Source organism: Lwoffella lincolnii, assembly GCF_037201985.1.
GTDB classification, from domain to species: domain Bacteria; phylum Pseudomonadota; class Gammaproteobacteria; order Pseudomonadales; family Moraxellaceae; genus Psychrobacter; species Psychrobacter lincolnii.
In genome coordinates this window covers 220,047-235,282 of sequence record NZ_CP147511.1, presented here as the reverse complement: position 1 = coordinate 235,282, position 15,236 = coordinate 220,047, and the positions used below count along the sequence as shown (strand labels likewise).

11 protein-coding genes are annotated in these 15,236 nt (G+C 43.0%); 4 read left to right on the top strand and 7 right to left on the bottom strand.

Features of this window, described 5'->3' with window-relative positions; genetic code table 11:
• Nucleotides 1-16: 16 nt before the first annotated feature.
• The 5 genes from WDM69_RS01045 to sdhC all read right to left on the bottom strand — a co-directional run bounded on the left by WDM69_RS01045 (nucleotide 17) and on the right by sdhC (nucleotide 6,809).
• On the bottom strand, nucleotides 17-2,875 hold the full coding sequence (locus WDM69_RS01045; protein WP_078307250.1) for a 2-oxoglutarate dehydrogenase E1 component: 2,859 nt from the start codon (nucleotides 2,873-2,875) through the stop codon (nucleotides 17-19).
• Between the two features lie 137 nt (nucleotides 2,876-3,012).
• Nucleotides 3,013-3,723 carry a succinate dehydrogenase iron-sulfur subunit gene (locus WDM69_RS01040; RefSeq protein ID WP_078307553.1) on the bottom strand — a complete coding sequence of 237 codons (711 nt, stop codon included), beginning with the start codon at nucleotides 3,721-3,723 and terminating at the stop codon, nucleotides 3,013-3,015.
• Between the two features lie 276 nt (nucleotides 3,724-3,999).
• Nucleotides 4,000-5,850 carry a succinate dehydrogenase flavoprotein subunit gene (sdhA, locus tag WDM69_RS01035; RefSeq protein ID WP_078307248.1) on the bottom strand — a complete coding sequence of 617 codons (1,851 nt, stop codon included), beginning with the start codon at nucleotides 5,848-5,850 and terminating at the stop codon, nucleotides 4,000-4,002.
• Nucleotides 5,851-6,042: 192 nt separating this feature from the next.
• On the bottom strand, nucleotides 6,043-6,420 hold the full coding sequence (gene sdhD / locus WDM69_RS01030; protein WP_078307244.1) for a succinate dehydrogenase, hydrophobic membrane anchor protein: 378 nt from the start codon (nucleotides 6,418-6,420) through the stop codon (nucleotides 6,043-6,045).
• Nucleotides 6,420-6,809, bottom strand: a complete 390-nt coding sequence (gene sdhC / locus WDM69_RS01025; RefSeq protein ID WP_338755843.1) for a succinate dehydrogenase, cytochrome b556 subunit — start codon at nucleotides 6,807-6,809, stop codon at nucleotides 6,420-6,422. Before sdhC ends, sdhD begins: the two co-directional genes overlap by 1 nt.
• A 781-nt stretch (nucleotides 6,810-7,590) precedes the next feature.
• Here sdhC and gltA point away from each other — a divergent pair.
• A complete protein-coding gene (gene gltA / locus WDM69_RS01020; RefSeq protein WP_338755505.1) occupies nucleotides 7,591-8,880 on the top strand; it encodes a citrate synthase in 1,290 nt (429 codons plus the stop codon).
• A gap of 2 nt (nucleotides 8,881-8,882) precedes the next feature.
• On the opposite strand, the gene WDM69_RS01015 is transcribed toward gltA, so the two are convergent.
• Nucleotides 8,883-9,341 (bottom strand): type IV secretion protein Rhs, encoded by a 459-nt coding sequence (locus tag WDM69_RS01015; protein WP_338755504.1) that lies wholly within the window; start codon nucleotides 9,339-9,341, stop codon nucleotides 8,883-8,885.
• Between the two features lie 245 nt (nucleotides 9,342-9,586).
• Between WDM69_RS01015 and WDM69_RS01010 the strand changes: the two genes are divergently transcribed.
• On the top strand, nucleotides 9,587-10,879 hold the full coding sequence (locus WDM69_RS01010; protein WP_078307236.1) for a replication-associated recombination protein A: 1,293 nt from the start codon (nucleotides 9,587-9,589) through the stop codon (nucleotides 10,877-10,879).
• Nucleotides 10,880-11,027: 148 nt separating this feature from the next.
• On the opposite strand, the gene WDM69_RS01005 is transcribed toward WDM69_RS01010, so the two are convergent.
• A complete protein-coding gene (locus WDM69_RS01005) occupies nucleotides 11,028-12,137 on the bottom strand; it encodes a hypothetical protein (RefSeq protein WP_078307234.1) in 1,110 nt (369 codons plus the stop codon).
• 345 nt (nucleotides 12,138-12,482) lie between these two features.
• On the opposite strand from WDM69_RS01005, the gene WDM69_RS01000 reads away from it, so the two are divergent.
• Both WDM69_RS01000 and WDM69_RS00995 read left to right on the top strand, forming a co-directional pair.
• A complete protein-coding gene (locus tag WDM69_RS01000; RefSeq protein WP_338755503.1) occupies nucleotides 12,483-14,786 on the top strand; it encodes a M3 family metallopeptidase in 2,304 nt (767 codons plus the stop codon).
• 87 nt (nucleotides 14,787-14,873) lie between these two features.
• On the top strand, nucleotides 14,874-15,170 hold the full coding sequence (locus WDM69_RS00995; protein ID WP_338755502.1) for a YheV family putative metal-binding protein: 297 nt from the start codon (nucleotides 14,874-14,876) through the stop codon (nucleotides 15,168-15,170).
• The last annotated feature ends 66 nt before the right edge of the window (nucleotides 15,171-15,236 follow it).

The following is a 15,236-nucleotide window of genomic DNA, read 5'->3' as shown; positions in this document are numbered from 1 at the left end:
ATTTATTCAGATTTCTTTATTCAGATTTCTCCAATCCCAACGCACGATGAACCAAGTCCTCCTGCTGTTGAGCATGAATTTTTGGCGAGCCAGTCGCTGGGGCTGCTGATGGTGGGCGTGCTACTGGATCACGCAAATACGCTTTGGTTGGGCGTGTTGCAGGCTTCGGTGGTGCAATCAGGCGGAACATATGTGGTGCCAGATAATACCAAGCCCCTTGGTTACGTGGCTCTTCTTGCGTCCATAAGATGTCTTCTAAATTGGGATATTTGCCAATCTCTTCTAATATGCGTGCCTCTGGCAATGGGTATAACTGCTCAATACGCACAATCGCCACATGCTCTAAATCCAATTCACGGCGTTTTTCAAGTAGGTCATAGTAGACCTTGCCACCACAAAAAACCAAACGAGTGACTTTGTTGGTATCGAGTGCATCTGTCTCTGATATCACTGTTTCAAACTTACCATTTGCCAGTTCTTCTAGGTTAGATACCGCCAGTTTATGGCGCAATAAGCTCTTAGGTGACATGACAATAAGTGGCTTACGAATTGGACGAATGGCCTGACGGCGTAAGACATGGAATATCTGTGCTGGTGTCGTGGGTGTGATGACCTGCATATTGTCTTCAGCACACAGTTGTAAATAGCGTTCAAGGCGAGCAGAGGAATGTTCTGGACCTTGACCTTCATAACCATGTGGCAACAGCATGGTTAAACCGCTGACACGTTGCCATTTGGTCTCCCCACTGGAAATAAACTGGTCAATAACCACTTGGGCACCATTGGCAAAATCACCAAACTGAGCTTCCCACACTATCAAAGATTTGGGTATGGTGGTGGAATAGCCATATTCAAATGCCAATACCGCTTCTTCTGATAACAGCGAATTATAAGTGGCAAAACGTGCTTGGGAGTCACTCATATGAGCAAGTGGCACATACATCTCACCAGTATTGACATTATAAAGTTCACTGTGCCGATGTGAGAATGTGCCACGCCCCACATCTTCCCCTGTGATTCGCACCAAATAATCTTCTTCTACCAAAGTGGCATATGCCAATGTCTCTGCTGCACCCCAGTTTAATGGCTCTTCGCCTGTTTGCATGGCAAGGCGTTGCTCCACCACCTTTTGTACTTGGCGTTGCAACTGATAACCTGCTGGCAGTTTTGCCATTTGTCGTCCATAAGCTTTTAACTTATCAATATCGACACTGGTGTCCCAATCATCTTCAAACTTATGCCCCAAATATGGCGACCAATCAACATATAAATCAGCATTAGGCTCACGCACCAAAGAATTGGCAACATATTCGCCTTCATCTAATGACTCACGATAACCATCTTCATATTGCTTTTCGGTTTGAGCATCAATCACCCCAGCTTCAATCAGCTTTTTGGCGTATTGTTCACGAGTGGTTGGCAATTTTTTGATGACGGCATACATCAAAGGTTGTGTCCCTGATGGCTCGTCTGCTTCGTTATGTCCGTTACGGCGATAGCAAAAAATATCCAGCACAATGTCTTTTTTGAAGGTATGACGATAGTCCAAGGCAATCTGTGTGGCAAACACCACCGCTTCTGGGTCATCACCATTCACATGTAAAATCGGTGCATGCACCATCTTGGCAATGTCGGTACAATATTCGGTTGAGCGAGCATCTTCTTGTCGTGATGTGGTGAATCCCACTTGATTATTGATGACAAAATGCACCGTACCACCTGTGGTATAAGCACGAGTTTGTGACATTTGGAACGTTTCTTGTACCACGCCTTGACCTGCAAAAGCAGCATCACCATGCACCACAATCGGCAATACGGTATTGCCAGTTTCGTCATGACGGCGTATTTGACGAGCCCGTACCGACCCTTCAAGAACAGGTGAGACAATCTCCAAATGTGATGGGTTAAATGCCAGTGCCAAATGCACTTCACCACCTGGAGTCATCACATTTGACGAATAACCGTTATGATATTTAACATCACCTGAGCCTTTTTCAGGCTGTACTTTGCCATCAAATTCATCAAACAAGCTGGCTGGGTTTTTACCCAAAATATTCACCAACACATTTAAGCGACCACGGTGAGCCATGCCAATGACCATCTCTTTTGTGCCATAGCCACCTGCACGCTGAATGAGTTCATTCATCGCAGGGATAAAACTTTCTCCCCCTTCTAAACCAAAACGTTTGACACCGATATATTTGCGTGCCAAGTATTTTTCTAAACCTTCGGCAGCGGTCAATCGCTCTAAAATGGATTTTTTCTTATCATCATCAAAGTAAATAAACCCCAAATTGCTCTCAAGCTGTTCTTCAAACCAACGTTTCTCAGCACTGGTCGTTACGTGCATGTATTCTACGCCAATGTGACTGCAATAAACTCGTTCCATAACGTCAATAATCTCACGCAAAGTCGCCTGAGATTTGCCAATGTTCAAATCACTGGTTGGAAATACCGTGTCTAAATCAGCATCACTTAACCCATGATATGCCAAAGTCAAATCTTCAACTTCAGCACGGGGGTGCAGATGCAAGGGGTCAAGCTTGGCTTTACGATGCCCACGGCGACGGTAAGCGGATATGAGTTTTTGTACCCCCATTTGATTGGGGTCAACACACTCACCACTCACGCCGTCATTGGTTACCAAAACAGATTTGTTGGCTGTTTGGTTGCGTGCCAATAACAAAAACTGGTCTTGTATTGCCAAATGGTGGGCTTCTTCGCCACTGTCATACGCTTTAAAGTATGCTTGCCAATCGGCATCAACGCTGTTTGGGTCATTGAGATACTGTTCATACAGATATTCGATGTAGCCAGCATTATCGCCTGCCAGCTCAGTGTGTCCACGTGAGACATCGAGATTAGATGTGTTCATAAGTTCCAACTTTTGATGATTTTTAGAGGTGTTTATGATTGGCTTCAATGATTTAAATTAAAAGCACACAAATTCATCTGTCTTGTCTTCTGTGTGCATTTACCTTCGTCAATCTACGTTAGTTGATGATAAACGCATTAGCCAGCTTGTTCAAGCAATAGATTACGCAAATGCCCAATGGCTTTGGTTGGATTTAAACCTTTGGGACAAACTGACACACAGTTCATGATGCCACGGCAACGGAACAGACTAAATGGGTCGTCCAAGCGTGCCAAACGGGCTTGTGTGTCATTATCACGGCTGTCTGCCACAAAACGATACGCATTTAACAAAGCAGAAGGCCCTAAGAACTTATCTGGATTCCACCAAAATGATGGACAAGACGTTGAGCAACACGCACATAAGATACATTCATATAAGCCATTAAGCTTTTCACGCTCTTCTGGTGATTGTAGGCGTTCAGCAGGGGGTGCAGGTTGGTCGTTGATTAAAAATGGATGCACTTTTTCGTACTGCTCATAAAACTGGTTCATGTCCACCACCAAATCACGCACCACAGGCAAACCTGGTAGTGGACGAATGATGATTTTTTTTGGCAATGTGTTCATGTTAATCAAGCAAGACAGACCATTTTTGCCATTGATGTTCATGCCATCACTGCCACAGATGCCCTCACGACACGAACGGCGAAATGTCAACGTTTCATCTTGTTTTTTTAGACGTAACAGCACATCTAATAACATGCGGTCTGAGTCTAATAGCTCAATCGTATAAGTTTGCATGTATGGGGCTTTGTCTTTATCGGGGTCATAGCGATAAATTTCGATGGTGCGAGTGCCTCGGCTCATGGTGCTTACTCCCATTTGTCATTTTTTGTCATTTGTGGCATCGGTTTAACAGACAATGGCACAAATTCATCATGTCGGTTAATATCAAAGACGGTCTATTTTATGGCATTATGTGTTTATGGCGTTATGTGGTCAACACTCAGTTGACCCATTAATCTAGTTTCCCTATAACCTAGTTTCAACCCACGGTTAGCCATTGTTAGTCAAACATTTATTACTCATTAAGCTTTTGTTAATTCAGCTTTTGTTAATTAAGCATCAATCAAGTATCAAACATTAGTAAACACGAACCTTAGGTTCAACATAGTCTACAGTTAATGGTGTTTTTCGCACAGGTTTATAGATGATTTTGTTATCATCAGAGTACCATAGGGTGTGTTTCATCCATTCATGGTCATTACGACCGTTTGGTGCGTAACTGTCATCTTCTGGACGGTCATAGTCATCAACATGATGAGCCCCACGGCATTCATGACGCTTAGATGCTGAAATGATGGTTGCCTTGGCAACTTCATATAAATTATACACTTCCAACGCTTCGATGCGTGCGGTATTAAAGACTTGCGACTTATCTGCCAGATGAATGTTATTGACTTTATCGGCCAATGCTAAAATTTTCTCAACCCCTTCATCAAGTAATTTTTGTGTTCGGAACACACCTGCATGCCGTTGCATGGTACGACGAATCTCATCGGCAACATCTTGAGCGTTATGCCCATCAGTGGACTGCTGTAGCTTATTTAAACGAGCCAAAGTATCATCTAACACTCTGGGGGACATGGGCTTATAATTGTGGTCATTTTGATGAAATTCATCAATGATGTGCTTACCTGCCGCACGACCAAACACCACCAAATCCAGCAAAGAATTCGTACCCAAACGGTTCGCTCCGTGTACGCTGACACACGCACATTCACCAATGGCATATAAGCCTTTGATGATTTTGCCTTGAGCATACAAGCCATCTTCATTCACGCCTGCTTGTAAATCTGGCACAATGACTTGACCGTGAATGGTGGTAGGAATACCGCCCATCATATAGTGAATGGTTGGAATCACAGGAATCGGCTCTTTGGTGATGTCAAGGTTGGCGAAGTTTTTGCCAATTTCAAATACCGAAGGCAGACGTTTCATGATGGTATCCACGCCCAAATGAGTCATGTCCATGACGATATAATCGCCATCAGGGCCGCAACCACGTCCTTCTTTAATTTCTTGGTCCATAGAGCGAGACACCAAATCACGGGGAGCCAAGTCTTTGACCGTTGGGGCATAACGCTCCATAAACGGCTCACCGTCCTTGTTACGCAAAATCGCCCCTTCACCACGACAACCTTCAGTCAACAACACGCCAGCCCCCGCCACTCCCGTGGGGTGGAACTGCCAAAATTCCATATCTTGCAAAGGAATGCCAGCTCGCACCGCCATGCCCAAGCCATCACCTGTGTTGATATAAGCATTGGTTGAAGCAGCAAAGATACGCCCTGCCCCACCTGTGGCAAGAATGGTTGTTGGTGCTTGAAATACCGCCACATCGCCAGACTCTTGGTCAGTGGCAATCACCCCATTGATGTTACCATCAGCATCTTTAATTAAATCAAGAGCAATCCACTCAATAAAAAATTGCGTGCCTTGTTGTAGGTTTTTTTGATACAAAGTGTGCAACAAAGCATGACCCGTACGGTCAGCGGCAGCACACGCACGCTGAACGGCTTTTTCACCATAATTGGAAGTATGACCACCAAAAGGACGCTGATAAATTGTACCGTCTTCGTTTCTATCAAACGGCATGCCAAAATGTTCAAGCTCATACACCACTTTGGGTGCTTCACGACACATATACTCAATGGCATCTTGATCACCCAACCAATCTGAGCCTTTGACCGTATCATAAAAATGAAAATGCCAGTTATCGTTACTCATGTTGCCCAAACTTGCCCCAATTCCCCCTTGGGCAGCCACTGTGTGTGAGCGAGTTGGGAATACTTTAGTAATGACAGCAACATTCATGCCCCCTTGGGCTAATTGCAATGAAGCACGCATACCAGAACCACCACCGCCCACGATGACAGCATCAAAGTTAAGTGTTTTGATATTTGCAATGGTGTTATCTTGTTTTGTCGCCATTATGATGTTCCTGCTATCAAATCTATTCTATGTAAAACCAAAGCTTGTAAAAAGCAAATGCTTAAAAAAAGCTGATTGGGCAAAGTTAGCTTATTTGGAAAGTTACCTGACTGGATTGCTGCTGCTTGGATTAAGGCATTTAAACCAGTTTTTATGATTAATGTGATGTTTAAACCACGTTTGCTTGACGAATCAAACAACAAACCCTGACCCCCAAAAAATCATAACGCCCCAAAATAAATAAACCAATACCGCCAAAATCATCAAAGATTGTAACAGCAAACGCAATCCTGAAGACTTAACATAATCAGTCAGTACCGTCCATATGCCCACCCAAGCATGACCTGCCAAAGCCAAAATCGCAAGCAAACTAAACACCCGCATGGGCAAACTCATCATAAACGACACCCAATCAAGATAGCTAATTGTGCCATTAAACAAGAAAAACCCCAACAACACTAAGCCATATACCGCCAACACCACCGCACTGACACGTTGCACCACCCAATCACGCAGACCTGAACCTGTCAAACCTGTGGCACTTTTAGTCCCTGAATTATTTTTAATCATTAGAACATCACCCATACAAATGAAGCCACAATCAAAATGGCCGCAACAACAAAACTCACCACCGCCGCAGTACGCCCTGACTGCAACTCTTCGTTCATGCCCATGTCTGCCGATAAATGTTTGATTCCCATCACAAAATGATAAGCGGTTGATGCCACAAACACCCATGCCACAAAACGCACCAGCACATTATCAAACGTGGCAGCAAAAGAAGCTGGCGATGCCAAAGAGTTTTGTAACATCACCAATATGACAGGAATGAGTAAAAATAAAATGATTCCAGAGACACGGTGTAAAATAGAAGCGATGGCAATGGGAGACTTGGCATTAACGCTAATCACCTGACTAAGCTGGAGATTGACGGGGCGGTTACTCTTCACAGTGGGTATCCTTTTTGCTTAATATCAAGACAGCCAACATGTCAATCTCTGACACAGGCAGGCATCTTTGACTTGATGCAAATGGTAATGATGAAATGGGGTTAACAGCGACCCAGTAAAATGACTTCAGTCCAAATGGATAAACAAGATAGCTGATAAAAATAACTTAACTTAACTTAACTGACAAAACAACTAAACAAAGTACCAAATAAAGTGGCTAAACAAAGCAACTAATTAAAACAACTTAGCTTAAAACAACTTAGCAGGCTATCAGGCAAACGATGGACAAGTCATCAACAGCATCAACAGATCACTGATAATAAAATCTTTGCTATTATAAAAGCCCTGCCCCATAATTACAAATAAATTGTTCCCAAACAACAAGAATGGTGGTTAATTATGACTGCAAAATTGCCAAGTTTTTGTTATGATGGTGCGTTTATCACTGATGATGACGTTGTTTAAACTGATTGAAGTTAAAATGATTGAAGTTAATGCTGATTCATAAATTTCTTGCATCTGTTTGTCATTAACCATTATCATTAGCCTTTATTGATTAAAGTCAATCATGAATTGATTAAATTCAATCATGACAACCAGTTCTACAAGTCAGCCATTTGCAAGTCAGCCATTAAAAAAGTCAGTTATCAACACCAGCATCACATACCCATTCATTTGCAAATTGGGATACTATTCATCAATGTGCGTCAGTCAGGCGTTATGTGTGTTTAAAACATGCAAGCGTCTGACCCAGACGCCATAGACTTCATGGAAAAAAGGACAAGACATCATGTCAAATACATCACAAAAAAACGCAACTCTTTTGGTCGATGGCAATGAATATGAGTTGCCCATCATTAACGGCACATTAGGGCGACCTGTGCTTGATATCTCCGCCTTACAAGATGCTGGCTATTGGTCTTATGACCCCGGTTTTAAAGTCACTGCACCTGTTGAATCAAAAATCACGTTTATTGATGGCAACAAAGGCGAGCTGTTGCACCGTGGTTACCCTATTGACCAACTGGCAGAGAAAGCAGAATATCTAGAAGTGTGCTATGCCCTACTCCATGGTGAACTGCCAACACAACAACAAAAAGATGATTTTTATGATAAAGTCAAACACCATGCTGGTGTGCATGAGCAGTTACGTAAGTTTTATGAAGGTTTTCGCCGAGATGCTCACCCCATGGCAACCATGGTGGGGGTAGTGGGTGCATTATCAGCGTTTTATCATGACAATTTGGACATCAGCGATGAACGTCACCGTGAAATTACCGCCATTCGTTTGATTGCCAAAATGCCAACCTTAGCCGCCATGAGTTATAAATACTCAAAAGGTGAGCCATTCATGTACCCACGCAACGACTTTAGTTATGCTGAGAACTTTTTGTACATGATGTTCGCCACACCTGCTGACCCACAATATAAAGTCAACCCTGTGCTGGTTAATGCGATGGATAAAATCTTTACTTTGCATGCTGACCATGAACAAAACGCTTCAACTTCAACCGTGCGTTTGGCAGGATCTACAGGAGCAAACCCTTATGCCTGTATCGCAGCGGGTATCGCCGCTCTATGGGGTCCTTCACATGGCGGTGCTAACGAAGCTGTCCTTGAGATGTTAGATGAAATCGGTACGGTTGATAATGTCGATGACTTTATGGAAAAAGTCAAACGCAAAGAGGTCAAACTCATGGGCTTTGGCCATCGAGTGTACAGAAACTTTGACCCCCGAGCCAAAGTCATGAAAGAGACTTGCGACCAAGTGCTTGGTGAGCTTGGCATTAATGACCCCAAACTTGAGCTTGCCATGAAGCTTGAAAAAATCGCCCTAGAAGATGACTATTTTATTGAACGCAACCTATACCCTAATGTGGATTTTTATTCTGGTATTATCCTAAAAGCGATGGGAATTCCAACATCAATGTTCACGGTGATTTTTGCCTTGGCACGCACAGCAGGTTGGATCAGCCATTGGCTAGAAATGCAATCTGCCCCCTTTAAAATTAGCCGTCCTCGCCAGCTTTATACGGGTGAAACCAAACGAGAATTCATAAACATCGAAGACCGTCAATAACCTTAAGATAAAAACGGAATACACGCCAACAAATCATCACAGTTTTGTTGGCGTTCTCGTCTTTTATAAAAATCTTCCACCATACGTGCTTGTTGCTCAACACCATAACTCACAAATGGCTTGCCTGCCTTTAACACATAACTGTATTTTCGGTTGAATAACGCTTTATAAAACACCGCCATGCCTTGCTGTACTTGCCAAACATGAGTCAATTCATGTACCAACCATGCTCGCAAACTCAAACTTTGGTTGCTAAAATCTTCTATCCAATCATCTCGATGAAAATAAATATTGCCATTGGGCGAAACCGCATAATTTTTGAGTACCCACCATGCGGTCTTAATTTGCACACTGGACGTATCTAAATCATCACCAAATACAGATTTGGCAATGGCAATTTCTCCTGTGGTCAAAGAACGAGACTTAGAACAAGATTGTTGCTGACTGGTTAAAGAAAACATCAGTGTTTGCTCACATTTCGTGGTATGAATATCATCTTTGTTATGAACATCATCAATGATATGAATAAACGCTTTTAATTCAATGGTTTTTAATTCAATATGTGTTAATCTATGATAAGAACAATGGCATGACCACATCTTATCATATTATCTTGCCTGCTTACTTATTAACATCTTGCTTATTAACATCTTGCTGATTAGCATTTTACCTATTAACCACCAACACCCAAGCCCATCAACGCCACATGACTCAAATCCCCCTAGCCCAACGCATTCGCCCAAAATCACTTGACCAAGTCATCGGGCAAACCCACCTACTTGCACACGATGCCCCCATTCGCCGTATCGTGGCACAAGGCTATCTGCCGTCCATGATTTTGCATGGCGAAGCAGGCATTGGCAAAACCACCATCGCCATGCTACTTGCTGATGCCATCGGCCGTCCATTTCGCCCACTGTCCGCCATTAACTCAGGGGTGAAAGAACTGCGTGAAGTGTTGGTAAAAGATGATGGGTTGTTTGGTGAATCACCTGTGGTGTTTGTCGATGAAATTCATCGCTTTAATAAAGCCCAACAAGATGCCCTGCTGGGTGCGGTGGAAGCAGGCGACATCACCTTAATTGGTGCAACCACCGAAAATCCGTCATTTAGTGTTAACAATGCCTTGCTGTCTCGCTGTCAGGTATATCGGCTTGAACTGTTGAGTGATGATGACATTCAGCACGTTTTGCAACGAGCCATTACTCAAGATGATATGTTTAAAAATTTAAACATTAAGCTACAGTCTTGCCAAGCCATCTTGCAATTATCACAAGGCGATGCTCGTAAAGCGTTGAATTTGTTAGAACTGACCATTCAGTCTCATCCTGATTTTAACACCAATCATCATAACCATCACAACTTACCAATCATCATTAATGATGACAAGGTGCTGGCAGTGGCAGGCTCAAGCCTTGTGCGTTATGATAAGTCAGGCGATGGGCATTACGATTTGGTGTCTGCCATGATAAAGTCGGTGCGTGGCTCGGACGCTGATGCAGGTCTTTACTGGATGGCACGCATGCTCACCGCAGGCGAAGACCCTGCCTTTATCGCTCGACGTTTGGTGATTTTGGCAAGTGAAGACATTGGTCTTGCCAATCCCAATGCGTTGCTGATGGCAGACACCGCCTTACGAAGCGTGCAATCCATTGGCATGCCAGAAGCTCGAATCATTTTGGGACAAGCATTGGTGTATTTAGCAAACAGCCCAAAATCCAATTCCAGTTATAAGGCAATTAATCAAGCAATGGCACTGGCAAAAACTGACCAATCTGCTGTGCCATTGCACCTGCGTCAGGGGGTTACTGAGTTAATGAAACACCAAGGTTATGGGATAAATTACGTCTATCCGCATGACCATCCCAACCATTATTATCCCCAGCAGTATTTACCTGATAATTTGGTCAGCACGCGCTTTTATGAATTTGCTGATAATCAAAAAGAGCAAGCCACCTTTGCGTATATACAGTGGTTAAAAAACCAACAGCAAGGCTAAAAACTGTCATCTTAAGCAAACTAAAAAACAAAAACTTGAGCAAATTGTCAGTAAATAAAAACGGACGCATGCACGTCCGTTTTTATTTACTGACAATTTTTAGCCACTGATAATTTTAACCACTGATAAATTGGTTAAATCACAAAAATTAATAACGATTTACCAACGCCAATGGTAGGTCATCTGCCATAACGCCTTTAGGTAAGAATACCACATCACCACCATTGTGCATCACATGCTCAATGATTTCACCAACCGCATCATCGTTCACACCGTCAGCTGTGGGGTCATCGCTTGGAGTTAAGGTTTGGGCAGTTTCGTCAATTTTGGCAGGTTGGATATAACCTTCTTGCACATACAGACGTTCAGCATTACCTTGATAGGCAGCTTGATAAGCAGACTGTAAATCAGTGGTCAGCAGATTATTACCACGGGCAGCTTCTATCTCTCCTTGAGCTTGTTCATACAACTCTTTGCGATAAGCTTCAACTGCAGATTGGACACTTTCAACGATGTGTTCAGCACTGCCATTTTCTAAATCGGTAACGTTATCCACACTGCCAATGATGTTCTCAGGGCGGTCACACACTTCTTTATAAAAACTGATGTTACGAGCATCACCCACCACGATGATGGGCATTTTATGTTCGCCCCACATCTCTTGCACACTTTTATCCACACGATTTAGGAATTCTTTAAGGTAATTGTCCTCATTGGAAGCGGCAGAACGGTCAGCCCCACTGGTGGTATATAATGTGGTGTTTTCGATGGGGAATGGGATATTGTCAAATTCAGTGCGTGCCACGTCTTTTTTATCAAATTCATGCACAACACGGTCGTTACTGGCTTCAATTAAGCGTGCATGCTCACGGGTAACCACAACAACATAATAATGCACCGCTCCTGCCATGTCTTTAACCAAATCACGAGTGGCAAATCGCTCCCCAATAATGACACGCTCAGTGGCATCTAATGGCAAACGAATGAGCTGAACATCATCTTCACTGGCAAAGATGGCCAAGGTATCCAAGTTATAGTTGTGATCAAGCTCATCGGTTTTGGCATGGATTTTTTCTAAAATTGTGCCAGCGACACGCTTATCATATTCGTTGGTTAAACGGTCTTCTGCTAATTTAAGTTGGTTTTTTAGGGCAATGGGGTCTTGTTGGTTTTCTGGATGTTTACGATGCGTCTTAACAAAAATACTGACGGCAGGATTGGCTTTGATTTGGCGTAGGCTTTTTAAGGTGGCTTTCATAACTTTCCTTATGTTCTTGATGTTATTGTGGTTGGGATTTGGTCGTATGTCCTAAAAATATTCGAACAAACAGCAAAAATACCCAAAAATACAATGATAAATTACCATAAAATACAATGATAAAAAATATCATGATAAAATGATGAATGGCAAATGCCATGACTAGCTTTTATTATTTTAGCAAAAAATCAGTTGCAGATGCCGTTGGTATTTGCAAGCATTTGCGGTAAATTTGTAAATAGTGTGGCAGTTTGTAACCTTTTATGGCAAGTTATCTGATTGATGACAAATCATCAATGGGTTCGGTTCGCTTTTTTAGCATCAGTTTTTAACATAAGGTTTATCATGTCTTCAGTTTCTTTACCCCCAGTTTCCCCAGATTCAGTTTTATGTGCCAAAACCGCTTTAGATGACCGTTTGATGTTGGTTGACTTTGCCCAAGCCACACCACAACAACTGCAAATGCACGTTGAGACCGCTTTGCAACACGCCCATGAGTATTTAGACCAGCTGGATAAATTGGATTTAAACAAATTGGATTTAAACCAAGATAAAAGCCCAGACAACCCAGATAGCCCCAAACATATTTATAAGCACATTAATCAGCACATTGATGTGGAACGGGCATTAACAGACATAATGACATTTGAGCATATTGGTACAGCCATTGATCGCAGTTGGGGGGTGGTGTCGCATCTAAATGATGTGATGAGCAATGATGAGATTCGCCATGTACATCATGAGTTGTTGCCCAAGTTGTCTTCTTACAGCACCAAAGTGGGACAGCATCAAGGGCTGTTTCATCGTTATCAAACTGTTTATCAAGACAAAAGGTTTTTAGCCAGTCTTGATTCTGCCAGACAACGGGCGATTTTTTTGGCATTGCAAGGATTTGAGCTGTCTGGTGTGGGGTTAGCAAAAGATAAGCAATTGACTTTTGCTGATATTGAGCGTCAATTATCCAGCTTATCGGCTAAGTTTGCTGATAATGTTTTAGATGCCACGCAAGCGTTTAAGTTGCCATTAGAGCCTGAGCAATTATCTGGCATTAGCAAAACAGGATTAGCCATGCTGGCAGCGGCTGGTGAAGCGTATCGTCAGCAATTAATTAAGCAAACCAAGCAAAATCAATCAACGCAACAAGCGTCATCGCTGGTTGATTTGCCAACCCCTACTTATGTGGCAACTTTGGACATTCCTGTGTATTTGGCGGTGATGACCCATGCCGATGACCGATTGTTACGTGAGCAGTTGTATCAGGCGTATGTGACTCGAGCGTCCGAGTTAGACACGCACACCAACAATCAGAACGAGCCATTTAATAATGCTGACATCATGGCTCAGATTTTACAATTACGCCAACAAAAGGCTCAGCTGTTAGGTTTTGATGATTACACCCAAGTGTCATTGGCAACCAAAATGGCAGACAATGCTGATGAGGTGAATGCGTTTTTACGTCAGTTGGCCATTCATGCCACACCAACCGCCAAACAAGATTTGCAATTACTGACCGATAAAGGCATTGAGTTGGGTATTTTATCAGCAGGTGAGATGCCAAAACCTTGGGACATAGCCTACCTTGCTGAAAAGGTAAAGCAAGACAGGTTTCATTTATCACAAGAAGACATTCGTCCTTATTTCCCCTTGCCAGCGGTGATTAACGGACTGTTTGCCATCGTCAAGCGTTTGTATGGCATCAGTGCCGTTGACCACAGTCAAGAAGTGCCATTGTGGCATTCAGATGTGCGATTTTATCAATTATATGATGATGCCAAGACAAATGGGGATAATCTGATAGGGGGCTTTTATTTTGATTTGTATGCTCGTCAAGGCAAGCGGAGTGGCGCATGGATGAATGGTTTTCAAGCCAGATATGCCAATCCCAATCACCCTGATGCCAATCAGTTACCTGTGTGTTTTATGGTGGGTAATTTTACCCCTGCTGACAGCAAAGCAGGCACGCCAAGCCTACTCACTCATGATGAAGTGTTGACATTGTTTCATGAATTTGGGCATGGACTGCATCATTTATTGACGCAAGTAACGATAACGGACGTGGCAGGGGTTAATGGTGTTGAGTGGGATGCGGTGGAGTTGCCCAGTCAGTTTATGGAAAATTGGGCTTGGCACAGACAGGGCATTGAAATGATTAGCCGTCATGTACAGACAGGCGAAACCTTGCCACAAGATAAGCTGGACGCCTTACTCAACGCCAAAAACTTCCAAAGTGGTCTACAAACCTTGCGTCAAATTGAATTTGCGTTGTTTGATTTATTAATACATCGTCAAGTACCTGCCCTTGATTATGCAGGCATTTTGCAAACATTAGACAGCGTGCGTGATGACATTGCTCTGTTGCCAACACCGAAATATAACCGCTTTGCCAATGGCTTTGGCCATATTTTTGCTGGGGGTTATGCGTCTGGCTATTATTCATATAAATGGGCAGAGCTGCTGTCAGCAGACGCATTTAGTAAGTTTGAAGCAGAGGGAATCTTTAATCAAGACACAGGGCAAGCGTTTCGTCAGCACATTTTATCAGTTGGGGGCAGTGATACCGCCAAAGATAACTTTAAGAAATTCCGTGGCAGAGATGCCACCATTGATGCCTTACTTCGCCACAGTGGTTTTATTCACAATGCGTTTTAATGACAATGGGTCTGATGATGCTAAGGCTGTGCAATCGCCATAGGCAAGCTCAGCAAATCTAGGCAAATGACATCAAGGAGACTTGCCATGCGGTATCAATCTAACCGCCCAAAACGTCAGTTTTTGGCTGGCGTAACCTGCCCACAGTGCCAAACTTTAGATGTGGTGGTACAGGTGCAAGTCTTTAAGCCTAAGTTTGATGAATACATTCAATGCACCCAATGTGGACACATCGAACATCGCCCACAAGCCAATGACCTAAAAAGCAAGATAAAAAGCCAAACAAATGATGAGCAAAGCACAAACGTCATCACCAGCGTATCGGCACAAAACAAACCGATAATTATCGATGCTGGCATTGCTGTTGCCAACATAACCGAGTAATCAGCAAAAAAATAGACAATTAACCCAAACTTTAAGACACATTGACAGACATTTTTGTAATAATTT

Coding starts and splice junctions, on each gene's coding strand:
- WDM69_RS01045 (WP_078307250.1), bottom strand. CDS start 2,875: ATGAACACATCTAATCTCGATGTCTCACGTGGACACACTGAGCTGGCA.
- WDM69_RS01040 (WP_078307553.1), bottom strand. CDS start 3,723: ATGAGCCGAGGCACTCGCACCATCGAAATTTATCGCTATGACCCCGAT.
- sdhA (WP_078307248.1), bottom strand. CDS start 5,850: ATGGCGACAAAACAAGATAACACCATTGCAAATATCAAAACACTTAAC.
- sdhD (WP_078307244.1), bottom strand. CDS start 6,420: ATGATTAAAAATAATTCAGGGACTAAAAGTGCCACAGGTTTGACAGGT.
- gltA (WP_338755505.1), top strand. CDS start 7,591: ATGTCAAATACATCACAAAAAAACGCAACTCTTTTGGTCGATGGCAAT.
- WDM69_RS01015 (WP_338755504.1), bottom strand. CDS start 9,341: ATGTTTTCTTTAACCAGTCAGCAACAATCTTGTTCTAAGTCTCGTTCT.
- WDM69_RS01010 (WP_078307236.1), top strand. CDS start 9,587: ATGACTCAAATCCCCCTAGCCCAACGCATTCGCCCAAAATCACTTGAC.
- WDM69_RS01005 (WP_078307234.1), bottom strand. CDS start 12,137: ATGAAAGCCACCTTAAAAAGCCTACGCCAAATCAAAGCCAATCCTGCC.
- WDM69_RS01000 (WP_338755503.1), top strand. CDS start 12,483: ATGTCTTCAGTTTCTTTACCCCCAGTTTCCCCAGATTCAGTTTTATGT.
- WDM69_RS00995 (WP_338755502.1), top strand. CDS start 14,874: ATGCGGTATCAATCTAACCGCCCAAAACGTCAGTTTTTGGCTGGCGTA.